25 protein-coding genes are annotated in these 24,382 nt (G+C 48.6%); 16 read left to right on the top strand and 9 right to left on the bottom strand.

Annotated features, from left to right (window positions below; genetic code table 11):
• Positions 1–51 precede the first annotated feature (51 nt).
• A complete protein-coding gene (locus ACYVB1_RS12060) occupies positions 52–969 on the top strand; it encodes a class I SAM-dependent methyltransferase (protein WP_460923867.1) in 918 nt (305 codons plus the stop codon).
• Between the two features lie 90 nt (positions 970–1,059).
• Here the strand turns inward: ACYVB1_RS12060 and ACYVB1_RS12055 are convergent, their stop codons facing one another.
• From ACYVB1_RS12055 to ACYVB1_RS12040, 4 genes are all read right to left on the bottom strand, one after another.
• A complete protein-coding gene (locus ACYVB1_RS12055; protein WP_460923866.1) occupies positions 1,060–2,178 on the bottom strand; it encodes a glycosyltransferase family 4 protein in 1,119 nt (372 codons plus the stop codon).
• Between the two features lie 217 nt (positions 2,179–2,395).
• On the bottom strand, positions 2,396–4,093 hold the full coding sequence (locus ACYVB1_RS12050) for a sodium:solute symporter family protein (RefSeq protein WP_460923865.1): 1,698 nt from the start codon (positions 4,091–4,093) through the stop codon (positions 2,396–2,398).
• Entirely contained in the window at positions 4,090–4,242 is a 153-nt protein-coding gene (locus ACYVB1_RS12045) for a hypothetical protein (RefSeq protein WP_460923863.1), read from the bottom strand. The genes ACYVB1_RS12050 and ACYVB1_RS12045 overlap by 4 nt, the downstream gene beginning before the upstream one ends.
• 76 nt (positions 4,243–4,318) lie before the next feature.
• Complete coding sequence (locus tag ACYVB1_RS12040) at positions 4,319–6,868, bottom strand: PIG-L family deacetylase (RefSeq protein ID WP_460923862.1); 2,550 nt, start codon at positions 6,866–6,868, stop codon at positions 4,319–4,321.
• Between the two features lie 427 nt (positions 6,869–7,295).
• On the opposite strand from ACYVB1_RS12040, the gene ACYVB1_RS12035 reads away from it, so the two are divergent.
• The 10 genes from ACYVB1_RS12035 to ACYVB1_RS11990 all read left to right on the top strand — a co-directional run bounded on the left by ACYVB1_RS12035 (position 7,296) and on the right by ACYVB1_RS11990 (position 13,887).
• A complete protein-coding gene (locus ACYVB1_RS12035) occupies positions 7,296–7,991 on the top strand; it encodes a hypothetical protein (RefSeq protein ID WP_460923860.1) in 696 nt (231 codons plus the stop codon).
• 223 nt (positions 7,992–8,214) lie between these two features.
• Positions 8,215–8,883, top strand: coding sequence for a DUF2461 domain-containing protein (locus ACYVB1_RS12030; RefSeq protein ID WP_460923859.1), 669 nt, complete (start codon positions 8,215–8,217; stop codon positions 8,881–8,883).
• Between the two features lie 77 nt (positions 8,884–8,960).
• Positions 8,961–9,257, top strand: coding sequence for a DUF3221 domain-containing protein (locus ACYVB1_RS12025; protein ID WP_460923858.1), 297 nt, complete (start codon positions 8,961–8,963; stop codon positions 9,255–9,257).
• Positions 9,258–9,262: 5 nt separating this feature from the next.
• Positions 9,263–9,616, top strand: a complete 354-nt coding sequence (locus ACYVB1_RS12020) for a Rieske (2Fe-2S) protein (protein ID WP_460923857.1) — start codon at positions 9,263–9,265, stop codon at positions 9,614–9,616.
• A gap of 157 nt (positions 9,617–9,773) precedes the next feature.
• The gene (locus ACYVB1_RS12015; RefSeq protein ID WP_460923856.1) at positions 9,774–10,247 is read left to right on the top strand and encodes a hypothetical protein; all 474 of its coding nucleotides are present in this window, start codon (positions 9,774–9,776) and stop codon (positions 10,245–10,247) included.
• 84 nt (positions 10,248–10,331) lie between these two features.
• On the top strand, positions 10,332–10,979 hold the full coding sequence (locus ACYVB1_RS12010) for a hypothetical protein (RefSeq protein WP_460923855.1): 648 nt from the start codon (positions 10,332–10,334) through the stop codon (positions 10,977–10,979).
• Positions 10,980–11,118: 139 nt separating this feature from the next.
• Entirely contained in the window at positions 11,119–11,772 is a 654-nt protein-coding gene (locus ACYVB1_RS12005) for an alpha/beta hydrolase (RefSeq protein WP_460923852.1), read from the top strand.
• Entirely contained in the window at positions 11,769–12,020 is a 252-nt protein-coding gene (locus ACYVB1_RS12000; RefSeq protein WP_460923851.1) for a hypothetical protein, read from the top strand. Before ACYVB1_RS12005 ends, ACYVB1_RS12000 begins: the two co-directional genes overlap by 4 nt.
• 3 nt (positions 12,021–12,023) lie before the next feature.
• Complete coding sequence (locus tag ACYVB1_RS11995) at positions 12,024–13,163, top strand: NAD(P)/FAD-dependent oxidoreductase (protein ID WP_460923850.1); 1,140 nt, start codon at positions 12,024–12,026, stop codon at positions 13,161–13,163.
• An 88-nt stretch (positions 13,164–13,251) separates the two neighbouring features.
• Positions 13,252–13,887, top strand: a complete 636-nt coding sequence (locus ACYVB1_RS11990) for a hypothetical protein (RefSeq protein WP_460923849.1) — start codon at positions 13,252–13,254, stop codon at positions 13,885–13,887.
• A gap of 71 nt (positions 13,888–13,958) precedes the next feature.
• Here ACYVB1_RS11990 and ACYVB1_RS11985 read toward each other — a convergent pair whose 3' ends face one another.
• From ACYVB1_RS11985 to ACYVB1_RS11975, 3 genes are all read right to left on the bottom strand, one after another.
• Positions 13,959–14,168, bottom strand: a complete 210-nt coding sequence (locus ACYVB1_RS11985) for a hypothetical protein (RefSeq protein ID WP_460923848.1) — start codon at positions 14,166–14,168, stop codon at positions 13,959–13,961.
• A gap of 258 nt (positions 14,169–14,426) precedes the next feature.
• Entirely contained in the window at positions 14,427–16,085 is a 1,659-nt protein-coding gene (locus tag ACYVB1_RS11980) for a dipeptidyl-peptidase 3 family protein (protein WP_460923847.1), read from the bottom strand.
• A gap of 183 nt (positions 16,086–16,268) precedes the next feature.
• Entirely contained in the window at positions 16,269–16,883 is a 615-nt protein-coding gene (locus tag ACYVB1_RS11975) for a deoxynucleoside kinase (RefSeq protein ID WP_460923845.1), read from the bottom strand.
• Between the two features lie 188 nt (positions 16,884–17,071).
• Here ACYVB1_RS11975 and ACYVB1_RS11970 point away from each other — a divergent pair, with 188 nt between their 5' ends.
• Positions 17,072–17,248, top strand: coding sequence for a hypothetical protein (locus tag ACYVB1_RS11970; RefSeq protein WP_460923843.1), 177 nt, complete (start codon positions 17,072–17,074; stop codon positions 17,246–17,248).
• Between the two features lie 81 nt (positions 17,249–17,329).
• Here the strand turns inward: ACYVB1_RS11970 and ACYVB1_RS11965 are convergent, their stop codons facing one another.
• Positions 17,330–17,959 (bottom strand): hypothetical protein, encoded by a 630-nt coding sequence (locus ACYVB1_RS11965; protein WP_460923842.1) that lies wholly within the window; start codon positions 17,957–17,959, stop codon positions 17,330–17,332.
• Between the two features lie 240 nt (positions 17,960–18,199).
• Here ACYVB1_RS11965 and ACYVB1_RS11960 point away from each other — a divergent pair, with 240 nt between their 5' ends.
• The 3 genes from ACYVB1_RS11960 (at position 18,200) to ACYVB1_RS11950 (ending at position 21,469) form a co-directional block, all read left to right on the top strand.
• Positions 18,200–20,647 (top strand): GAF domain-containing protein, encoded by a 2,448-nt coding sequence (locus tag ACYVB1_RS11960; protein ID WP_460923840.1) that lies wholly within the window; start codon positions 18,200–18,202, stop codon positions 20,645–20,647.
• Positions 20,648–20,780: 133 nt separating this feature from the next.
• A complete protein-coding gene (locus tag ACYVB1_RS11955) occupies positions 20,781–21,005 on the top strand; it encodes a CDGSH iron-sulfur domain-containing protein (protein WP_115567266.1) in 225 nt (74 codons plus the stop codon).
• Positions 21,006–21,025: 20 nt separating this feature from the next.
• Positions 21,026–21,469, top strand: a complete 444-nt coding sequence (locus ACYVB1_RS11950; RefSeq protein WP_460923838.1) for a putative signal transducing protein — start codon at positions 21,026–21,028, stop codon at positions 21,467–21,469.
• Positions 21,470–21,522: 53 nt separating this feature from the next.
• Here the strand turns inward: ACYVB1_RS11950 and ACYVB1_RS11945 are convergent, their stop codons facing one another.
• Positions 21,523–21,780: an acyl-CoA-binding protein gene (locus ACYVB1_RS11945; RefSeq protein WP_460923836.1), complete on the bottom strand. Its 258-nt coding sequence runs from the start codon at positions 21,778–21,780 to the stop codon at positions 21,523–21,525.
• 178 nt (positions 21,781–21,958) lie between these two features.
• On the opposite strand from ACYVB1_RS11945, the gene ACYVB1_RS11940 reads away from it, so the two are divergent.
• The gene (locus ACYVB1_RS11940; protein ID WP_460923834.1) at positions 21,959–24,163 is read left to right on the top strand and encodes a S9 family peptidase; all 2,205 of its coding nucleotides are present in this window, start codon (positions 21,959–21,961) and stop codon (positions 24,161–24,163) included.
• The last annotated feature ends 219 nt before the right edge of the window (positions 24,164–24,382 follow it).

Genomic DNA, 24,382 nt, shown 5'->3' with positions numbered 1-24,382 from the left:
AGACCATCTTCCGGGGGCTTTTTTATCCTTTGGATTTTAGAAAAAGATAACGTGCAAGAGGAAAAACAGCATTCAGAAGAGCATTTGGGGCCAGCCCGCGAATACTGGTGGAACGAGGACTACCTGGAGTTACTGGCGCAGCGCCTGTACATTGAATACTGCGGAACATTAGTGGACATTGGCTGCGGCAAGGGTATGATGGGCTTTAAATTCTCTAAGTACATGCCCGACGGTGGTAAGGTTTATGGAGTGGATTACGAGCCTGGATACATTGAAGAGGCACGCCAGCGGGCACAGAGCCAGTACTCCGGAAACAGCATCGACTATGAGTTTAAGGTTGGCAATGCCACAGACATACCTTTGCCTGATAACACCGCTGATGTAACCTTATGCCAGACACTGCTGATTCACGTGAAAAACCCGCAGCGTGTGATACAGGAAATGATTCGGGTAACGAAGCCCGGCGGCTGGGTGCTGGCGCTGGAGCCGAATAACCTTGTGCCTAACCTCATGTTCGACCGTTACGGGGAGACAGACTATAGCGTGGAGGGCATGCTGGACGTGCTGGAAGTGAAACTCCGCATTGAGAAAGGGAAAAAGCAGTTGGGCGAAGGCTTCAACTCTTTGGGAGACGTGATTCCGGACCTGTTTCTGAAAGCGGGGCTGAAGGACATTAAAGTATGGATTTCGGACAAAGCCCTCTCTATTATTCCGCCCTACGATACGCAGGAAAAGATGCTGCGCGTAGAGCAAATGCTGCAGTGGATAGAGTCGGAGGCCATGGGCTACGACTACCAGGACAACCTGAACTACTATATGGCTGGCGGTGGCCAGAAAGAAAAGTTTGATGCTTACTGGCAGACACTGCTTTACAACAAAGTGACGCTGAAGCAGAAGCTACAGAACGAGGAGTATGTGTCAGCAGGTGGCAGCCTGGTGTATATAATTGCAGCGCAAAAACCGAGGTAAACTCTGACTATTCGCTAACCCACACAATCAGGCAGCAAAGCCTGGAGTGACAGCTACACCTAAAAATTCCGACAGTCACCCAAAGCTTTGCTAGGCATGATCAAATTGCACCTGCTTTCTTCTTCTAACAGCAGCCTCCTCGGTCTCAAATAAGGAGTGAAAGAAGGAAACTGTTTCCACAGCCACCATTTCCGGATCAAAATAACTGATATCTGGGGAGGGTGCGGCTATAGCGTAGGACTCACTCATGACTTCTGCCATGCTTTTTTCCAGCGCTTTAGCCGAGATCTGTCCTTGGTATGTTTTAATCCAACGCGGGCCGACCAGTTGTTTCAGTTCAGTTAAGGCCCCAACATCAGGAGCCAGCGTAGGCTTGCTGAAGCTTAGGTTCAGGTAGACTGAGCCTGAGTTGAAAACTTTATTGTAAGGAGTTACGACCACATCGGCACAGTTAAGATAAAGCTGCAGGTCTTCGTCTTTAACAAAAGAGTCTGAGAATACAACCCCGGCAGCACCTTTCAGGCTGTCCCTTAGTTCTGCCTCAACTTCCTGGTGCACACTACCTGCAATAAGCAAGGTTGCCTTAGCGGATTTCAGGTCTTTGAATGCTTTTATAAGGCCAATCACATTTTTATAAGCACGAATCTGCCCTAGGAAAAGGAACACGAACTGTTCTGCAGGCACGCCTAACTTTTGGCGGGCTTCGTTCCTGCTTACGGCATTCACATAATACTCCTCATAATGAGGATGTGCAATGTGGGCAAATTTCTGCTCCTGTGGGTTAAGGGCCTTCTTCTTTATCAGGTCTAACCCAGCTTTGTTAAGGCTGATGAAGCCGTCTACTTCCCTGTACAGGAAATCATCCAGTTGCTTTTGTAAAGCGGGGAACTTGCTCTCATGAGCCTCCAGGTTATGCACCGTCCAGACAACCTTTCTGCCACAGAACTTAATAAGCTTTATAAAAAGGAAAAAAACTTTTAACCTGAGCCTGGCCTTAAACTCGCTGTTTTCAAAAAAGAGGTGCGTTGGCCAGTGGATGTGAAAAACATCAAATTGTAAAAGGCTATACTTTAGTATGTCCTTCAGCGTGATATCAAACTCGTAAAGCTGATACCCTTTGCTTTGGATGTTGCTATATAGGATGTAATTGTACGGGTTTCCTTTCTTTGTAGAAAACGCGGGCCATGCCAGTATCCCGATTTTTTCCATTTTGATTGGCTAAGTATAGGTAAACACCCTTTTCGGGTATGTTTTAAGCTTACTTAGCCAATATACAAAATATATATTATTATATATAATAAATTATAAATATTTACCATTCACTATATAAAGGAATAGGAAGGTAGAGTAGGCAACTCTACAGCACTCACTACTTCCTTTCCTCTCAGGGTGAGTGTGAGGCCAATCATAGCTACGCTTCGGATGTTTACGGCTCCAACTGCTTTCGCCCCAGCAAGGCCTGTATTACAAAGCCGAATAAAACGACACAGGCACAGCCAATTACGTTGAACCACAAAAAGGCAATCTCTGTGAAGTAATGGCAGTACAGCACCACCAGTTCAGCCAGCACAGCAGCTATAAACACAGCGTTTCCCCGGATATAACGAACGTAGAAAGCTACCAAGAAAATGCCCAGAATAGTACCATAGAAGATGGAGCCGACTATGTTCACCGCCTCAATCAGGTTATCCAGCAGCGACGCAAACATGGCAAAGAGAATAGCCACAGCTCCCCACCCTACTGTAAAGAACCTGGAGGCGTTAAGGTAGTGCCTGTCGCTGGCCTGCTGCTTCACTGATCGTTTATAAACATCGACCACGGTGGTAGATGCCAGCGCGTTCAGTTCCGATGCTGAGGATGACATAGCCGCCGAGAAAATAACCGCAAGCAGCAAGCCCACCAGGCCCGCCGGAAGGTACTTCATCACAAAAGATATAAACACGTAGTCTGTGTCTTTAACCTCAGCATCCGGAGTGGCTTGTTTGATAAGGTCTTTTACTTTTTCCCGAACTGCTTTTGTGGCTGTAGTTAAAGTGTTGACCCTGCCTTGTGCTGATTCTATAGCAGCCTCGTCTTCTGTTTTCATAGCGGCTACCAAGCCATGAACTGCCTCCTGCTTTTGTTCAGAGACAGCTGCATACTCACTCTCCAGCTGCCGCAGGTCATCCGCATAGGGCGTGGCATATACTCTGGTTTTGGCTACTTCATTGAAAAAAACAGGTGGCTGGTTAAACTGATAGAACACAAACACCATCACACCTATAAAAAGAATCAGGAACTGCATCGGTATCTTCAGCAGGCCATTAAACAGCAGCCCCAGACGGCTTTCCCCAACAGATTTACCGCCCAGGTAACGGGCTACCTGGCTTTGGTCGGTACCAAAGTAGGACAGCGCAAGGAAAAGCCCGCCTGTGATACCAGACCAGAAGTTATAGCGATCGTCCCAGTTAAAGGAGAAATCCACAATGTTCATCTTACCCATTTTCCCGGCCACGGCCACGGCCTCGCCAAAGCCGACGTTATCAGGAAGGTAACTGACCACCATCAGGCCGGCTATTATCATCCCTCCCATCATGACAGCCATTTGCTGTTTCTGTGTTACGCTCACTGCCTTGGTTCCTCCTGACACGGTATATAAAACAACCAGCACCCCGATTATCAGAATCGTTACCTCCAGGCTCCAGCCTAACATAGTAGACAGGATGATGGCAGGGGCATAAATGGTGATACCGGCTGCCAACCCCCGCTGCACCAGAAACAGCAGGGCCGCCAGGGAACGGGTCTTCAGGTCGAAGCGGTTCTCCAGAAACTCATAGGCGGTGTAAACATTAAGCCTGTAAAAAATGGGGATAACAGTTATGGAAATGATAACCATAGCGATGGGCAGCCCGAAATAGAATTGCACGAACCGCATTCCGTCTTCGTACGCCTGCCCCGGCGTTGAAAGAAAAGTGATGGCACTTGCCTGTGTTGCCATAACAGACAGCCCTATGGTCCACCATTTCATGCTGTTGTCACCTTTCAGGTAACCCTCAATGTCTTTGCTCCCACGTGTCTTCCACATGCCGTAGCTCACAATAAAGCCAAGTGTGCCCAGTAGCACAATCCAGTCGAGTGGACTCATGCGTAGGCTATAGTGAGGATGTAAAACAGCACAACCAGAAAAGCGAGGTTTCCGAGTACCAGCCAATACATACCGGCCCAGCTACTGAAGAAAGGTGGTTTATCGATAGGCTTTTCCGAATCGATAGGGTGATTCGTCTTATCTTTCATAGTAAGAGTGGGTTTGATAAGAGCAGAGACCAAAGAAAGCAGCCCTTAAAAGGATATCTTCTTTGGTCTCCTGCTTTTACTTATTTGTGTTTGATTTTGCCTCGCCGTTGGTTGTTCCGGCTGCATTGCTGCCCAGCGAAATCAGGTTGGCGAACAGGCGATAAGCACCCGGCACGCCGGCAGGCAATTCCCTGAACCAGGAGTAGCCGGTATAAATGTAATTCCCTTTGCCATAGGGAGCAATCAGCAGTCCCCCGTTTCGTGCAGGCTCACCCGGATCGTTTGATGATAGGATGGCCTGGTATTCATCGCTCCACTCGCTCGGGAAATACAAGCCCCGTTCCTGCACCCAACCTTCAAAATCTTTTTGTGTGATTTTGTTCGGCGTGTTCAGCACCGGGTGGTTTGGCTGCAGCAAGCGCACTTCCGCATCCTCTACTGTTACACGGTCGCGGGACAACTTAAGAGGGTATGGCGCTATGTCCGGAATCACAAGGCTGTGATTAGTGTTATACTGCACAATCAGGTTTCCGCCATTTTCAACGTACTTCAGCAGGGTGGGCTGGTAGAATTTCAACCGCTCTACAGTATTATAGGCACGCACTCCCAGGATAATGGCATCAAACTGCTGCAGGTTGCTCAGGCGCATATCCTCTTCCTTTAAAAGCGTAACATCATAACCAATCTGCTGCAGGCTAACCGGAATGTCATCGCCGGCACCCATCACATAACCAACCTTTTGCCCTTTCTTCTGCAAATCCAGCTTTACAATTTTAGCCGTGGCATCAGGAAACGTAACCTGGGCAGGAATATGGCTGTAGTTGATGACGTTGAGGCCTTGGGTATAGCTTTTTCCATCTACAGTAGCAACAGCCTGTAAAGTTGTTTCCTGCTGACCCTGTGGTGGGTAAACAGTAAAAGTAACAGGCAATTCTGCACCCTTGCTCCTTAGGTTGAATGGCACCGAGGAGGGTTCTGCACGCCAGCCTTGCGGCAGTTGCAGCTCCACGTTACCTGCTATATTATCCTTGCCTGATTTTACCAGTACCTGCACTTGTTTCGGCTCCTGGCTGGCAAACATATACACGCTCTCCGAGATATTCACAAAAACCGGAGGTGTTACCACAAAAGGCCTGTACACTTCCCCCTCTACAGGATCAGTACGTTTGTATACTACCGGAACCGTTAACTGCAGGGGTTGTCCCGCCACCTGCAATGAGAAAGTGGCCTGGGCAGCAGGAGCATTTTCGGGCATGCCTACCTCCTCCTGGTGCTCTACTGCAAAAATGCCCACTGTACCCGGCTTGCGCAGCCAATAAGGCTGGGAGTAAGTCATGTTCTGCGGCAAGGTTGCAGTGGCTGTGTACTGAAGCGGTATGTTATTTTGTAGTTGCTTGTTAAGCGTGGTGTCTTTGGAGGCAAAGCTGTACGTAACGCGCTGCAGTGTAACGGGCACAGCAGAACGGTTAACAGCTTCCACCTGCAGCTTTACCGACTGGCCAGGCGTTGCAGCAAAATCATTTGCTGTTATTTCAAGGTACAGTCCCATTGCTCCCTGTATCACATCCTGCAACTCTTCCTGCTTCACACGCTTCCAGTAACCTTCCGGCAGCTTATCCAGCTCTTTCCTGACGGCCACCAGCGTAGGCACTACAGCAGCCGGCACAGCAGGGTTATAAGTATCGATGGCCTTCTGAATCAGCTTCTGAACTTTCTCGCCGCCTTTCACGCGGCTCCAGCTCGTGTTCACACCCTCAAAGAGTTCTTTCTCGGCTCGGGTACCTTTCGTATGCTTCAGATACTCCAGTGCAGCTCCACGCGAGCCTGAGGACCCGAAGCCCTGGCTTTTGTGCATACTGCGGCTTTCTGCGGCAATCTCTCCGTATGATTTTCCTAACAGCGGATTGTACGCCCCTACATCTATCGTCAGCAGTTCCTTCACATATTTATCGAACTCGGCCTGGCTGCCAAAAGACCAAATGCCTGTATTCCACAGCAGGCGCTTAGGCTGCCATACCTCCACATACTGCAGCTGCTCCGGAAAGCGCTTCGGGTCTGCGGCCGCCTCAAATGCCTCTGATGCCAGTATAGCCGAACTGGTGTGGTGGCCATGGGTACCGGAAGGCTCCGGAGAGAAGCGTGTCACCATGACATCCGGTCTGAACTTGCGGATAACATACACCATATCGGCCAGTACCTGCTCTTTATCCCAGATAGTGAAAGTTTCCTCCGGGTCCTTGGAGAAGCCAAAGTCGTTGGCACGGGTAAAGAACTGCTGCCCACCGTCTGTGCGGCGTGCCTGCAGCAATTCCTGTGTTCTTATTATCCCCAGGCCTTCTCTTATCTCAGGGCCAATCAGGTTCTGCCCACCGTCGCCGCGCGTTAATGCCAGATAGCCGGTATTGTACAGTTTTTCATTAGACAGATAGGCAATCAGGCGGGTATTCTCATCATCAGGGTGCGCTGCCACATACAGCACAGCGCCCAGAACATTCAGTTTTTTAAGGTCCTGCAACACCTTGGCAGCAGAGGGTTTAGCAGGGGCCTGTGCCCATGCAGCAGGCACAGACAGTAAAAGCGCCACTAACAGAAAGATACTATGGCGAATGTCGGCGTATTTTATCATCTTTGTTTTTTATACACAGCAAATTAAAGGAGCAACTGCTGCAGAGCAACTTGTTCTGTAAAGCTATAAAATTAAGTTGAGCTAAAACACAGCTACCTTTTCCGTATTTGATGGAAATGTCCTGAACTCATATAAACAACAGAAAGTTCTGTACAAACGTTTAAAGGCAGGTTATGGGCAAAAACTGCTGCAACAGTGCTTTTTGCAGCTTTAAGTAAATTGTTTATTAATAAAATATACTTTTAATTGTAAATATATAAGTAATAATATATACTTGTAAAGTTTTCAAAACCTGTGCAGGCTTCCTCCTCTCAGTGTTTATACTTTGACTTCAACCGATTGGTGTGAAAGCGAACAAGCTGTCTTCATGCACAAAATGAAAGGCTTCTGCAGCTCTCCCACCCTTGTATAACATAGTGTGCATCATATGCCAGACAAAAGAGAAAGCAATATAGAGGACTTCGCATTCGACTATATACAGAACTACTACACAACACGTGCAGGTATCACAACCATATTAGTAGACAAAGCTGAGCGCACCAGGCAAGGTTATGTGGCAGATGGAGTCTTCTCTTTTAAAAACTCCGAGAAAAGCCTTTTTATTGCCTCTCTAAGCACCAAGAATTCTTCGAAAATAGCCTCTTTATTAACTGATTATAAAAAGAAAGGGTTAAGCAGGATGCGTTATTTAGTAGCGGCTTTGCTGTTTGCTGCCACTTTATATATAGGTATTAGAACAGGGCACTGGGCTATGCTGTACATAGTACCCGTAGTTGCAGCACTAACTGGCTTTGTGCTTTATTCTGTTCTGGAGAAGAAGCGCCTGAAGCGAAACGTAGAGCGTCTGCTTGAGGATGTTATGAACCTTCATGCCGATGAGCGGTGGCTGGGCATCTCTATCAGCAGTTTGATCTTTCGGAACAACGACCTGGCAAAGCACCTGCTGAGTGTCTGCCAGCGCCGCGGTGTTGGTGTTATAACAGTAGGTAAGCGTTCCAAGGTTGTATTGATGCAGGAACCGCAAACTCAAACCTGCCGCCGTGGAGACTTCCTGTCTCATTATGAATCGGAGGCCCGTATCCGTAAAGCTTTACTTGGAGAATCCTACCTGCGCGTAGCATAACCAGGCTATTACCTGCTTTATGGCTCACAAAGCCCTCTTGTTGCAAATTAATTTGCAACAAGAGGGCTTTGTCTTTAGTACTATAGGTTGTTAGCACCCTCAACACTTAAAAAAGAGAGAACCATGACGTTAATGTTATTAATCATATTGGCTATAGTAATCATCATAGGTGTTATCTGGTTTAAGGCAAAAACACCAAAGCCTTAAAACCAGCTATATTCTAATGGACACTTGCACTGTACTCGGATTTCTGCGGGACCTTCAGCAAAACAACAGCAAACTGTGGATGGACAGCCACCGGGAAAATTATCAACAGGCAAAAACTCATTTTACTGCACTCGTTAACCACCTGCTGGAGCAGTTACAGCAATTTGACAATAGCCTTTATGGAGTTACGGCGCAGGAATGCATCTTCAGAATAAACAAGAACGACTTCTCCAGGAAAGGAGAAGCACCGTATAAAGGGCACTTTGGGGCGGGCATGTCACCGGGAGGACGGCATTCCCCCCACCCTAATTACGTACTCGTGCTAGAACCAAACGGAAAATCAAGAGCCGGAGGCGGTATACGAAAGCCTACAGCAAAGCAGTTGGAACTAATACGGGAAGAAATTGACTACCACCCCGGAGAGCTGCAGGGCATATTGGAGGAACCCGGATTCAGGAATGCCTTTGGAGGGCTACAGGGAGACAAGCGAAAACTTCCTCCCAAAGGCTACGATAAAGCACACCCAGAGATAAATCTGTTGAAGCACAGCAGTTTTCAAGTGCTCCATTACTTTACAGATGAAGAAGTGTGTGCCCCTGATTTCATTAACCGTTTGCTGCCCCTGTACAGGCAGGTTAAGCCGTTACACCATTTTCTGAACAGAACATTGACTGAAGATACGTGAAAAACAACAAGCTTTACTTCCTCTGCATGGCCCTGTTGCTACTGTTAAATGCTAGCTGCAGGCAAGAGCCAAAGCGCATGCCCGATACTTTGCCTGATGTGCACGGTTATATTGACGACATAAAACGCACTGCCTCCAATGGCAATTCAGCCAAAGCCGTTATTATGGTAAAAACAATAGAAGGCTTGGAAGCAAACCATCCTCAGGCCAGCGTAAGAATAGACGAAAACACCCTGATAGAAGACGCAACCGGCAAAGCGCTGAAACTGGAGCAACTGCGGGAAGGACACGAGGTACAGGCATGGTTCGAAGGTGACATCCTGGAATCAATGCCGGTGCAGGGATATGCCAAAGCCATGCGCGTAGAATACTAGAGCCTATGCCCGAAACAACCGAAAACTATACCTGGCACAAAATTTTCTCTTCCGCTGAAGAAGCAAGAGAGAAAGTAGCCCCCAGGAAACTGCAGCTCCTGGAGGTGGAGGGGCGCTCCATCTGCTTCGCACACACCGCCGAGGGATTCTTTGCCCTGGATGATGCCTGTCCACACCTGGGACAGTCTTTAAGTAGGGGTACTACAAACTACCTGAACGAGGTAATTTGCCCCTGGCACAGCTACCGCTATAACCTGAACAATGGCCGCGAATGCGAATACCGCACCCGGAATGCAGTGCTGCATCCTGTAGAATTGCGACCCGATGGCGTATATATTGGCATCAAAAAGCAGGATTAGGGCACAGAATAGCGAGCAGGTGCAATTTATCCTGAAACATTTCACTTTTATGCTGATCACCTGCTTCAGAAAAACGTAACCCTTTTATCGGTATCCAATACTTTCTACAGGTTTAAAGACAAAAGAGCGCTGCAGCTGTCTTTTTTAGCATGTACCTATGGCACCACACAAAACTGATTTTGAGGACCTGGTGACAGCATGGCCGGAACCAGTGCTGCTTTACCATCCCGGAGGTGACGTATTCCTGACGATATCCCTTCGGCAAGACTGTATTGAAGCCCGGTGGAGTGGTCATGTTACGGCAGACAACATTGTGACGGCAGCTAACCTCTACCTCGCCCTGCTGCAGAAGACACCCGCAACAAAGCTGCTGAATGATAAAACTGACGCCACCGGCGACTGGACAGAAGCAAACGACTGGCTGGAGTTTGAATGGCTGCCTCTCGCCATGAAGGCGGGCCTGAATGCCATCGCCTATGTCTATTCTGACAACATGTTCAGCAGGCTCTCCTCCCGCGACATGATCCAGCGCCTGAAGCCCAACATTTGGATAAAAGACTTCAACGATGCAGCACTTGCTCAGGAGTGGCTACTCTCCAACCCTGTTACCAATGAAACCCTCAGGAGATAGCAGTCATCATTGCTGAGAGCCTCCTGCTTTTATGTTCCCGCCCTTCTGGTAATGATAGCTGTATATGCACAACCCTATGTAAAAATGAGCGAGCTTACCCGTGATGCAGTAGTTGTGTCAGGAGGTTCTTTTTATCATGGCATGATATCGAACATAGGCATTCTGCTGTGGTGCGCAACTGCCGCTATTTGCCTTTTCAGCGTGTTACTGCTGAAAATGTGGGACCTGAATTTCTATAAAAATTTTCTGCTTTGTGGCGGATTGTTAACTACTACACTTCTGCTGGACGACTTATTCCTGCTTCATGAAGGTGAGTTGCCTGCGCTTCTTGGAATCAGGGAAAGGTATGTCATGGTCACATATCTTGTCCTAATCGCGCTGTTTCTAATCTGCTTTGTAAAAAAGATATGGACAACCTCTTACCTGGTTCTGCTTTCCTCACTCGGGTTCTTTGGGCTTTCCGTTTTCACAGATGCACTTTCCCTCTTCATTGAAATTGAGGAAAAGAGTAGCACAGGCGAACTGGCCTATCTTTTTGAAGATGGATTTAAGCTTATGGGCATTGTAGGTTGGTTTTACTACTTCACAAGTACCAGCCTGACTGTTATAGAGCGTGGCATCAGTACGAAAATTATTGTCGAGAAAGCACAGGAAGGGGGTAAGGTGGCAATAAGGGGAAACGCTGCACCATCTGTTGTGCCGCTGTACCGGCAGCCACTGCCGCCCCAGTAACTTAAGACCAGACATTTCCTCCTCCTGCTCCAATTCTTTTACCCATATTCCAACCGTGCACATTTGTGCCTGTGCCAACAGCCCAGTTGTGAAACAGCAGGAAGGTAAAACAACTGCATCAGCCTGCGTATAGCCAAGCATGAGTACCATTTACCTTATCAGCGGCCTGGGTGCCGACTGGCGCATGTTCCAGTTCCTGAAACTGCCAACGCAATTTCAAAGGCATGATGTAGAGTGGCTCAGGCCTGAAAGTATAAATGAACCGCTGCAAGCGTACGTGAAGCGCCTGAAGCAGCAAATAACTGCCCCTGACCCAATACTTATCGGGCTATCGTTTGGCGGTGTGGCGGCCATAGAACTGGCCAAAGTCCTGAAGCCGCGTAAGACTATCATCATCTCCAGCCTGGCCACCCGTCACGCCCTGCCCTGGTACTACCGCGTGCTGGGCAGCACAAGGCTGCACCATTGGGTACCCCTGAAGGTACTGCAGCGTGCGCTGCCTTTTGCGCCCTGGTTTTTCGGGGCTCACACACCTTCCAATAAGGAACTGCTAAAGGAGGTTATCCTGGACATAGACGAACTGTTCCTGCGCTGGTCGATGGGCCAGCTGCTGAACTGGCAGCAGGAGGAAGTATTGCCGGGGCTGGTACACATTCATGGCACGGCTGACCGGGTGCTGCCGTTGTATAAAAGGCCCGGCCTTATAATAGTACCCGGCGGCGAACATCTGATGGTGATGCACCACGCAGGCGAAATAAGTGCTATCTTGAAAAAAATTTTAGATGAAGAATGAGCAAGAGCAAATACATTGTAAAAACTCCTGATGGCCAGCAGGTAGACCTTACGCAAGCTATCATCCTGAAAAGCAATAACCTTTATCCTTTTGGGGAGCATAATTATGCAATTTATGAAACGCCGGAAGGCAACTTTGTAAAGGGGCTGAACAGAGGCGAGCGCGAGATTATGCTGACCCATTTCGAGCGGATGGACGAAGCGACCGCCCGCAACTATGCCCATCCTTACATCCGAAAAGACGAATAGCCTATGCAACTCAGCTTCTGGGAAAAAGACACTTATTTCAGTAACATTGATGTGTTGATAGTGGGCAGCGGTATTGTGGGCCTGAATGCTGCCCTGCACCTGAAAACAAGCCAGCCACAGCTAAAAGTGATGGTAGTGGAAAGAGGCCTGTTACCGACTGGTGCCAGCTCTAAAAACGCTGGTTTTGCCTGCTTCGGCAGCCCCTCAGAGCTGTTGGAAGACCTGGAGCACCACTCAGAGGAAGAAGTATTCAACCTGGTGGAGCGCCGCTGGAAGGGGCTGCAGCGCCTGCGCCAGAACCTTGGCGACACCGCCATCGATTACCACCGCTGGGGTGGCTATGAACTGTTCGAACCACACCAGCAGGAACTGTATGAAGCTTGTATGGAACGCCTCCCCTACTTGAACAGGCAACTGCAGCAATTGCTCGGCGAAACAGATATTTACCGCACTGCCGACGATAAAAGAAGCACTTTTGGTTTTCAGCAGGTAAACCACCTCATCCTAAGCACCGCAGAAGGCCAGATAGATACAGGCAAAATGATTCTGGCCCTGACGCAAAAAGCACAGGCACTCGGTGTATTGGTGCTGAACGGGCTGGAGGTACTGGAACTACAGGATGAGGCGACACACGTAGCTGCACACACAGCGCAAGGCATTACCATACAGGCCCGTGCCAGTTTGGTTGCCACAAACGGTTTTGCGCAAAAGCTGTTGCCCCAGCTGTCCATCGTACCGGCCAGGGCACAGGTACTAATAACGAAGCCTATTCCCCACCTCAGAATCAAAGGCACTTTCCATTATGACAAAGGGTATTATTACTTCCGTAACATAGGGAACCGTGTGTTATTTGGCGGGGGCCGTAACTTAAATTTTAAAGCAGAAGAAACAGCCGAGTTTGGCCTGACCGAATTGGTACAGCACAAACTAGAGGCGCTGTTGCGCGAAGTTATTCTGCCAGACACTCCGTTTGAGGTAGAACAACGGTGGAGCGGTATAATGGGAATGGGAGCCGGTAAGACAACGCTTGTGCAGCAGGTATCGGAAAGGGTTAGCTGTGCTATTCGCCTAAGCGGCATGGGCATTGCCATAGGCTCTCTGGTAGGAGAAGAAGGAGCCGCGCTGGTTCTGCAACAGATTTGAATCTTTATAAACCTGCGCCTGTTTTATGTGTAGTGCAGAAGCTGTATGAAAACCTGTTTAACAGCCAGTTTATATAGTTCACCCTTTTATGCCACAGTGTGTATTTTACATAGACGAAGAGAAACAACAATGCCTCTCTGCTTCCTGGGGGCATGACTGGAAAAACTTTAAACTTCTTTTTCAGGATGAAGTGGTTTGCTCTTTTGTTTCTAAGGGTGAGCTGGCATCCGGGCGCAAGTTTGTAATGCCTGATGGGCATCTCCTGTCAGTGCGCCTGAAGGGTACTTTAAAGCCCGAGCTGGAAATCCTGCGCGATGGCCTCCCACTGCCATGCAAACAAACATATGCCCGAAGTAGTCCGAAAACTGTTTTTCAGCTGGCAATTTTCCTGGGTGTTCTCAATATAACAAGTGGTGTAGTGGCAGCGGTCATACCATCCGATGTTATGCTGAGTATTGGCCTTGGGTATGGGAGCGTAGTCGTAGGAGCCGGGTATTTGTTGCTGGCATGGGCCCTCAGGAGCCGGCCTTCTTTTGCATTCTATGCCATTGCCGCGGTGATTGCGTTAGACATGGTGCTGCTGTATGTTTTTACTTCCATAAAAGACGGCCCCAGTTCACCTACCTCAGGCCTGCTCATAAAGCTGTTCCTGGTTTATGCTTTTATAAAGGGTTTGAGAGCCATGAAGCGCATAAGAGCACAAGCTGCAGAAACTGTTACATAGAAGGTATTCAACAAAGTAAAAGGCAGGCCGGGTAGATCAGCTTGCCTTTTACTTTGTTTCGGTATTTTTGCTTATGCAGTTGCCCATACACGGTTACGCTGGTGATACATTGGCGCCATTTTTTTGAAAGACTCTTTTTCTGCCTGATAAAATGCCTGGTATTCTTCGTCGCCCATTTCTTCACGTAGCGCTATATGAAAAAGAGCCATTTCAGGAAATAGCTGGTACTGTTCCATCCGCTCTTCTGGATTGTTTCTGTTAAAGTCATAAAAGCTTTTCATGGTTAGTTTTTAAATTAAAATATTGATTTACAATTTATTGCCAAGAGTAACATACTCTTAACATAAACATTAGGTTATTAACAATTTGAAAATCAAGCCAATAACACAAGCCACAGCAACATCTTCCCTAAAAAATAAACCGGCTACACCAAAAGGGTATAGCCGGTTTGCTAACATTTAAAGAGGTTTTAAGAAAATGGCCAATTTTTCGGCAGCTTTCTTGAGTCTACAGGCTGATTCTACAGTATGTGGAAAAGCCTACTTCAGACTAAGCACATCTGTACCCTGCTTAAACACAATATCAACTGGTATGTTTGCTTCTCCTAACCTTGCCAGATCAGCCTGTAGCTGTGCGCTCACCTGTCCTTGTTTGTCCAGAAGCTCACCTACCCCGGCATAATCTCCATTGCCCTGAAGCGTCAGTATTTTCTCCGACAGCTTGTTCATTGCCTCCCGCATCTTCACATAATTTACACGGTACTTGCCTGTCTGCTCATCGCGCTCAAAAGCCCCGTTCTCTTGGAAAAAGTTAAAGCGAACCATATTGGCCTTACCGTGGGCACTGGCCGCCCCAAACCGCACAGAACGAAAAATACCGGCCAGGAAGGTGGTGTAGTAATCCTCCAGGCTGCCCTCTATCTCCCCCTTCTCGTGTAGCTGCGTAATCATGTATAGGCCAAGAATGTCTGCTTTTCCTTCTTCCAGTGCAGAGGCGTGTTCTTTCAAAGCCTCACGCACAGTGCCTCTCCCATTCACAGTGTTTTTAATGCCAAGCCCATGCGCCACCTCATGAAACATGGTGTTGGCAAAGAAGGCATCGAACGTAACGTGCTGCTGCTGATCTGCCACAATCAACTCATCCGTAATCGGCTCCATGATCTTATCGAATTTGGCACGCATGGCATTTTTAAGTTGCAGGCGCCGGGTTCCTTTTTTCAGCTGCACCTCCTCATCGTTCGGCAGGTTGATGGCAATAGTCTTGCTGCCTGCATTGCTGTCGCCGGCATAGTACACCACATCGTAGGCATTCAGGTCAGAGTCGGTACCGGGGGTTTCCTGCTTGTACTGCGCCGGCACTGGCAGGCCCCGCTGCAGTTCCGGCAGGAAAGCCGCATATTTGGCATGTCGCCCGCTCCAGTCCATGTCCTTCACCAGCACATAGGCCTCGTGTGCTGCTTTATAGCCAAACAGCTTGTCTTCATAAGTTTCAATAGGCCCTATTACCACATCAATCCTGTTGTCTTTCATATCCATCCAAGCCAGGTCGCTTGGCTGGTAATTGTCTGTCAGGAGTGCTTCTGCCCGCAGGTTCAGGTACTTTTTCAGGCCGGCATCCTCAGCCAGGTTAGCAGCCTGCCTCAGCAGGTCTGCAGCACGCTGCACCTCCCCCTTGAACTGCACATGGTAAGGCACGGTGATCAGTTTACCGTTTGCATCGCGGCGCAGGAAAGTGTACTGGCTAGCTTTGTCTGGCAGGTTAGCCTGTTCAAACTCCTCCTTCGTTATATCCTGTGGGTAAAAATTGGCACCTTCTGGCTTTGGTCCCACTCCAGCTATAAAAGGCTCATTATTGTTCAGGCGGTCCCAGGGTCCATAGTTTATTTTTACAAAACGTCTGGCCTCCTCATTATCCAGCGCAGCCAGCAACGAGTCCTGTTTTCCGTAGGCTTCGTACCAGAAAAGTTTGTTCATGATATCAGCTGCATCTATCAGCAACGGAATCATCTGCTTTTCCTTTGCACTCAGGCTGACTAAGTCGGCGGTCAGGCGCACGGTAGTATACATGTCCAGTTTCTGCTGCAGCTCGTTGCCAGCCTGCACGGCCTCGGTGGTTTCTCCGGTGTCTGTGGTTGTGCTCGTGCAGCCAAAAGTGGCCGTCGCCAGGGCCGAAGCAAAAAGTATATATTGTGGTTTCATAGAGTGTTTATAGTTTTATTCTGATGCTGAAGATAGTAAAATTTGAGGTGGTGCCAAACCTGCAAACAGCACCGGCGCGGGCGTAAAAGTATAAGCTACAGAAGCATTAGCTCCCCTGAAACAAGAGGAGGGAAGAGCCGCCGCCCTTCCCTCCTCTTAAATAATTTTGCACACCCCTAAGGCTTAAAATAAGCCAAACAGTTCGCGCTGAATTTTCTCAATGATAGAACCTAAATCTTCGGGATTCGCTACAAAATCCAAGTTGTTCACATCAATTACTAACTTCTTACCCTGGTCATAACTGCTCATCCAGGTGTTATAGTGCTCGTTCAGGTTGCGGAGGTAGTTAATGCTGATGCTGCTCTCATAGTCGCGGTTGCGCTTCTCTATCTGGCCAATCAGTTTGGGCAGGTCAGCCTTCAGGTATATCATAAGGTCTGGTGCTTTTACCATGCTGATCATGGACTGGAACAGCGAAAAGTAGTTTTCGTAGTCGCGGGTGCTCATCAGGCCCGACTGGTGCAGGTTTTTAGCGAAGATGTAGGCATCCTCATAAATAGTACGATCCTGAATCACATCGTTATCTTTCGCCTGTATCTGCTGCACCTGGTTAAAGCGGCTGTTCAGGAAAAACACCTGCAGGTGGAAGGCCCAGCGCTCCATGTCTTCGTAAAAATCCTTCAGGTAAGGGTTGTTATCAACTGCCTCCAGGTATAAATCCCATTTAAAGTGCTGGGAAAGTTTTGTAGCTAAAGTGGTTTTGCCGGCACCAATGTTGCCAACTATTGCAATATGCATCGTAATCTGTGGTTTTAGTAAAAATGGGAAGCAAAATTAAGGCTTTTTCAGCAGACGCAACGGGCCCGTTTTAGATAAGTTCCCCACGAGGTTATCAACATTCCGCACCTGATTGTCACCTTCGCCTTAACCCCACAGGCAAGGGCCCGTACATTTATTTAAAAGGTATTAACTTAAATTTGAAAGCTATGACAAAAGGACATAACCAGGACGCACACAAACAGTCAAACCCAAAGGCAAAGCATCCGGACGACCAGAAACAAAACCGCAGCCTGAGCGATCAGCAAAAAGACAAGAGCCCGAACCAGGGCCGCAACTCCGGTGAAGACCAGTCTGGTGGCACAAAAGGGCAGAATGCTATCTAAAAGTACAACCATCATAAACGCAAAAGCCTGGCAGCTACATATGCTGCCAGGCTTTTGCGTTTATTGCACTGCTTTAAAGCACTACCGCTTACTTTCGCGCATGTTCTCGTAGGCATCTTTGGCTTCACGGCTCCTTTTTAGGGATGTAAATTCTACCTGAAGAGCAGCAATCTTTATTTTATCGCTGTTGCTGAGTTGGCTCTGTACCTCTGCCTTTCGGCTGTTTAGCTCCCCAAGCACAAATTCGGCATACTCCCAATCGCGGAGACTCCAGTTGCGCCGCTGGCTACGCGTTTTCTCCAGAAGCCTGATATAGGCATCGCGCATTTTAGCTGGCTTCATGCGGCTGATATTGGCTGTACCGGCCAGTTCCTTTTCCCAACGCTCCAGTTCCTTGCCGTTCAGGTCTACAGATACACTTTCGTTGCGTTCTTCCCAGCTCTTGTAGCGCTGCTTTATGTCGTTATACTCTTCCCTAGACTCCTCGGAAAGATTTTGCGAGTTGCGGTTAAGGCTCTGGGTGAGGCTCTTATACTCCTGTTTTACATTTGGCCACTCATTGCGAATAGTGCTATCAGCCTGGCTTGATCTGCGTTGCATCCAGGAACGGAGGTTGGCCAGGTCCTGCTCCAGTTGCGATTGTGCCTGGGCAATTCCGAGTGTCGCTGTTGCCAACACAAGCGTCAGCATCCATTTCATGATTTTCTTCATAGGTAAGTTCTCTTTTGGCTTAAACTATAACAGCGTTTAACCGTAAAAATTATGCCACAAAGATACGAAACATCTATACTCCCACACTTATCCATACAGTATCGGAAGAAACTTACACAAACTTTACACAAGCAGAAGGGTTATTGAATTATCTTTTGGAGAGAAACTGCGTTATTATGCACGAGTGGCAAAGTGAAGCGCATTATTGTACCCTCTCCGCCACGACGCAATACGTGAATTATGAGTAGATCCAAATATAATAAAGGCAGCTTCCACGAAACTGTTGTATCTATATCGAACCAGGACGACATTTTTCTGAGTGTGAACGAATTTCCGTTCAGGACAACGCTTAGTCTGTCGCCGCTGATTACGTATTGGGAAAACAAAGAGCAAAATGATCCCAGCTGCAACGCTGCACGCGTGCGCGAGCTGGCAGACCTGCTGCGCAACACCCCTGAACTGGCCGGCCCGATAGAGGACCCTCAGATTATAGAGAAATATGTAGAAACCGTTGACATCCTCATGGAGGATGTTTTTCCAAGCGCACTCTGGGAAAAGGAGCTGATGGCAGCGGTTGTCCCTTTCCGCTTTCAAAGTTTTTACGCCACGCCAAAGCTAGAGGAGCTAAAGCTTCTGGAAGGCGACAATTATACTGAAAAGCTGAACCTGGACCTGAAGACACTGCTTTTCCGCCTTACCCTGTCCGCTTATACCCTTATTCTCGAAAAATTCTATAACGCCAACTTTAATATTGACGTGCCCTTTATCTTCACTGTAAAAGATAAGTTTACGGGCTTACCACGCCACTATAAACTCAGCATTGATTTGAAGTTTATGGAGGTGAAGGCAACAGGGAAAATAAAAAAACTGAAAACCCAGGAAATCAACTTCCTGATTAACCGCTACAATGACCTTGACCTCTGGATGATGAAACTCCCGCCAGAGAACTTCGAGTTTTCAGGCTTTGCCGTGTATGACTTTACAGAAGTCACCAACGAGGAAACTATTTCCACGTTGCGCTTCGACCTGCTGGACAGAGGCTCCGTGAGCACTACGGAAGGCTTTCTGAACCTGCAACAGAAGTTGCGCATTCTGTTTGGCCTGCCCGGCATAAAGCTTGGCTTTGCCTCCTGCCCTGCCTTGGAGGAATTCGACACTACCTACGCCCGCAGAATCTGGAACGGCCTCATCCTGACACAGGACTGTGATATCGTACTCTCAGACTTGCAAAACTCAATCTATGAACCGGTACTAAAGAGAGGGAATACCATTGTGGTGGAAGACCTGAATGTTTTCCCAAACCCAACCCGGGTAGAAAAGAAGTTAATGGAATCCGGAATCCGGAACCTGATTATAGCACCGCTGGAGTATGATGGCAAAACTATCGGCCTGATGGAACTGGCCTCGCCTATACCTGGAGAGCTTAATGCCCTTTCCACCATCAAGCTGAAAGAGCTGTTGCCCCTGTTTGCCCTCGCCATCAACCGCAGCCTGGAAGAGTTACGCAGCAATATTCAAAGCATTATCAAGGAAAAATATACTGCTATACACCCTGTTGTGGAATGGCGCTTCACAAAGGCCGCAGTCAACCTGCTCGATAAAATGGAACGTAATGTGAGCTCTGAGATTGAGCCTATCGTGTTCCGGGATATATACCCGCTCTACGGCTCCTCTGACATCCGGGGCTCTGCCACCGAACGCAACAAAGCCATTCAAGGCGACCTCGTAGACCAACTGGTGCTGGCTAAAGAGGTAATACTGGCTGTAAAAGACAGCCTGCCGCTCTCCATTCTGGATGAACTGGTGTATAAAATGGACAAGTACTCGCAGGATATCCTCAGTGAGCTGGGCTCTGGTGATGAAGTACTGGTACTGGAGTTTCTGCGAACTGAAATCGAGCCCCTCTTTGACCACTTCGTGCGGAAGCAGCCTGCTGCGCGCCCGGCGGTAGAGGCATACCGGTCTGCCATCAGCAATCCTTATAAAGTGGTTTACAACAAGCGACGGGCTTATGAAGAGAGCCTCTTCATGATAAACGAGACCATTTCTACTTTTCTGGATCGGGAAGAAGAGAAAGTGCAGCAGATTTTCCCGCATTATTTTGAAAAGTATAAAACAGATGGTCTGGAGTATAACATCTACATTGGTGCCTCGCTGCTGAACAAGGGCGACTACCAGCCGATTTACCTCAAAAACATGCGCCTCTGGCAGTTGATGCTCACTTGCGAGATTGCCAGGCGTGTGCATAAGCTTCGGGCAAACCTGAAACTGCCACTGGAGATTACGCAGCTGATACTCGTACACAGCGACCCTATCTCCATTCGCTTCAGGATGGACGAGAAAAAGTTTGACGTGGATGGAGCCAATAACATAAGGTACGAGATTATCAAGAAGCGGATAGACAAGGCAACTGTGCGCGACAGCGAAGAGCGCCTGACGCAGCCAGGGAAAATAGCCATTGTGTACACCCAACAGAAAGAAGTACAGGAGTACCAGCGCTACATTGAGTTCCTGCAGTCAGAGAATTATATACACAAGGAAGTGGAGTACCTGGATGTAGAAGAACTTCCGGGCGTGCCTGGGCTGAAAGCCCTGCGCCTTTCCATTAACTTCAAGGAAGAGCTGCGGCACAATATTGATGCCGGGGATGAACTGCTGAGCATTGCCCAGAACGCCAGCCTAAATTAAACAGGCTTCGCTGCAAAAGAAAACCCTCTCCTGTCACAGCTATATAATTACTTCATCAGCACGGGCAACATGACTGGATAAAGGCAAGTCCGCATATTTATGTATATTTGTTATTAATCAAAAAAAATTAACTATGGCAAAAACGAAAATCACTGTAAACAACAATGGCTCTCTCCGGGTAGAGGGCGACTTTGAAATTGTTGATAAGAACGGCAACACGTACGGCCTTGGCGGTCGCGAACTGGTATCGATCTGCCGCTGTGGCCTGTCTAAGAACAAACCGTTTTGCGATGCCTCCCATAAAGGCCATTTTGAGCATGAGGCTGAGGCATTCGACCTGCCCCCAAAAAAACAGTAATCTTTTAAACGCACTCTTCAATGGCTGAGCGCTTCGTAACCATTGCCACTTTTAATGATGTAACGGAAGCTCATATTGTGAAAGGGCGCTTAGAGGCAGAGGGTATTCTCTGCTTTTTGGGTGATGAGCATATTGTGGGGGCACAGCCATTTTACTCAGTGGCTGTGGGAGGCGTAAAGCTGAAAGTGACAGCGCAGGACGCGGAAGAGGCCCAGGCTATCATGGCCAAAATACATGGCGGCACTTCGGAGTACCTGTACAACGATGACCTGGAACTGGCCCCGCCCATGCAGGAGCATACGCCGGCCAGAATCTGCCCGAACTGCAGTTCTGACGATGTAAGTGAGGAGAAGTATAGCAAGACTGTGTTTTCCCTGAGTTACCTGCTGCTTGGTTTTCCGGTGCCTTTCCGGAGCCTTAAGTTTGTATGCCATAACTGCGGCCACCGCTGGAAAGCTAAATAAAAAGAGGGTGTCTTGGATAGGCACCCTCTTCTCCATCCGTAGAAGTGGTAGGCTTATTTTGCAGCCAGTTTGTTTACTAACTGCACATACTCCTCCCGTGCCTCCTCCTGGCTTTTTCCTTCCTGCTGTTTCCAGGCATCCCACTTGGCAATATTCTTGAAGTCGAAGCCGCCGGGACGCTCAGTGTTCACGTCTCCGTCTGTCGCTTGCTTGTATAAGCCGTACAACTGTAGCAGCACGTTGTTGCTCGGGCGCTCTGTTAACGTTTTTGATTTTTCTACTGCGTTCTCAAATTCTGCTTGTGTTGCCATTTTGCTGTCAGTGTTAATCTGTTGATGTAGGTTTAGGTGATGCGTTAAATTAAAAAATTTTCATCGGCATGCATAACATATCAACTGTTTTGTTTCCCCCTCATTTTTCCTAATTTTAGCTGTGAAATGCAGCCAGCTTTAAGCAGCAGCATCTATTAAAAGCCATAAATAAAGAACTATGAAAAGCTTTAAACCGAAAGTGGCCGCCTCAGCCACGTTGCTCACCGCTTGCCTTGCAGTTGGTACCGGCTGCTCCTCCAGCAACACCAGCAGTAGCGCCACCACAACGGAACAGGCTGTTGCCAATACAACTACCACACAAACAACCATGCAGACACCTCAGCCGCCTGTGGCTAAAAAAGTACCCAAAGAACTTACTATCCATGGCGATACGCGCATCGATAATTATTACTGGATGAACCAGCGCGAAGACCCGGAGGTGATTGCTTATCTTAACGCCGAAAACGAATACACCCAGCAAAGACTGGCGCATACGGAAGCGCTCCAGGAAAAGCTTTATAAAGAGATAGTGGGCCGCATTAAGCAGAAAGATGAGTCAGTGCCATACAAAGATGATGGTTACTGGTACTACACCCGCTACGAAGAAGGAAAAGAATACCCGATATATGCCCGCAAAAAAGGCACACTGGAGGCACCGGAGGAAGTGATGGTGAACGCAAACGAGCGCGCCGAAGGCCAAAGCTATTATTCCGCTGCCGGCATGAACGTGAGCCCGAACAACCAGTTTCTTGCCTTTGGCGAAGACACTGTAAGCCGCCGAAAGTACACCATCCGCTTCAAAGACCTGAACACAGGAAAGCTCTTACCAGACGCCATCGCGAACACTACCGGCGGCGCTGTCTGGGGCAACGACAATAAAACCGTGTTCTACACCATGAAGGACCCGGCGCTGCGTTCCTTCAAGATTTTCAAGCACACGCTCGGCACTCCTACCTCACAGGATAAAGAAGTGTACCACGAGGCAGACGAGACCTTCAGCACCTTCGTCTACAAGACTAAATCAGAGGACTACATAATCATCGGGAGCGGCAGCACTGTTTCGAACGAGTACCGCTACCTGGGTGCGGACAAGCCGAATGGCACTTTCAAAGTGATACAGCCGCGCGAGCGGGGGCTGGAGTACAGCGTGGACCACTTTGGCGACAAGTTTTACATGGTAACCAACAAGGACGGCGCCACCAACTTTAAGCTGATGCAGACGCCGGTGAGCAAGCCTGGCAAGGCCAACTGGAAAGAAGTGGTACCGCATCGTGAGGATGTGCTGTTGGAGGGCATCGAAATTTTCAAGGACTACCTGACGCTGCAGGAACGAAAAAACGGGCTCTCACAGATACGCGTGATGAAGTGGAACGACCCGAAGACCGATTACTACATTGATTTTGGTGAGGAAGCTTACACCGCCTACATCGGCATTAACCCTGACTTCGACAGCAAAGAACTGCGCTACGAATACAGCTCACTCACTACGCCAAGCTCCACTTACGAGTACAACATGGAGACAAAAGAGCGCGAGTTACTGAAGCGGCAGGAAGTAGTAGGAGACTTTAACCCGGAGAATTATGAGGCGAAGCGCATTTATGCCACTGCCGATGACGGTACAAAAATTCCGGTGTCGCTGGTATACCGGAAGGGGCTGCAGCTGGACGGCAATAATCCGATACTGCTGTATGCCTATGGTTCCTATGGCATCAGTACCAACCCCAGCTTCAGTTCCGTTCGCCTCAGCTTACTCGACAGGGGCTTTGTATACGCCATCGCCCACATCCGCGGAGGCCAGGAAATGGGCCGCCAGTGGTATGAGAACGGTAAGCTGCTGAAGAAGAAAAATACCTTCACCGACTTTATAGATGCCGCCGAGTTCCTGATAGAGCAGCGGTACACCAACCCTGACAAGCTTTTTGCTCAGGGCGGCAGTGCCGGGGGCCTGTTGATGGGTGCCGTGGTGAACATGCGCCCGGAGCTGTTCAAAGGTGTGCTGGCAGCGGTGCCTTTTGTAGATGTTGTCACCACCATGCTGGATACCAGTATTCCGCTGACAACGGGTGAATTTGACGAGTGGGGCAACCCGGCCGATAAGAAGTATTATGACTATATGCTGTCTTACTCGCCTTACGACAATGTGGAAGCCAAGGAATACCCGAACATGCTCGTAACCACCGGCCTCCACGACTCTCAGGTGCAGTACTGGGAGCCAGCCAAGTGGGTAGCCAAGCTTCGGGAGATGAAAACAGATGACAACATGTTGCTGCTGCACACCAACATGGCAGCAGGCCACGGAGGTGCCTCCGGCCGCTTTGAGCGCTATAAAGAAACAGCCCTGCAGTACGCCTTCCTGCTGAATTTGCTGGAGCAGAACCAGTAATTGTTGAAGATTTTGTTCTGATATAAGTTTTTAACAAGCAAAAGCGAGCAAATAGGCTCGCTTTTGCTTGTTATGCTTTTCTGCTTTTCTCCCCTTCTGCCTAAAAATGCACTACCCACGCCAGGTAAAGCCAGTGGAGGCATGAGGAACCGCAGCAGCAGGTGATGCAAAATACTGTGTCTCTACGGCAGCAGGCCCGATACTGCAGAAGGCTCAACC

Source organism: Pontibacter brevis, from assembly GCF_054779655.1.
The sequence above is the reverse complement of the archived record's forward strand: the minus strand, read 5'-3'. Positions and strand labels throughout refer to the sequence as shown.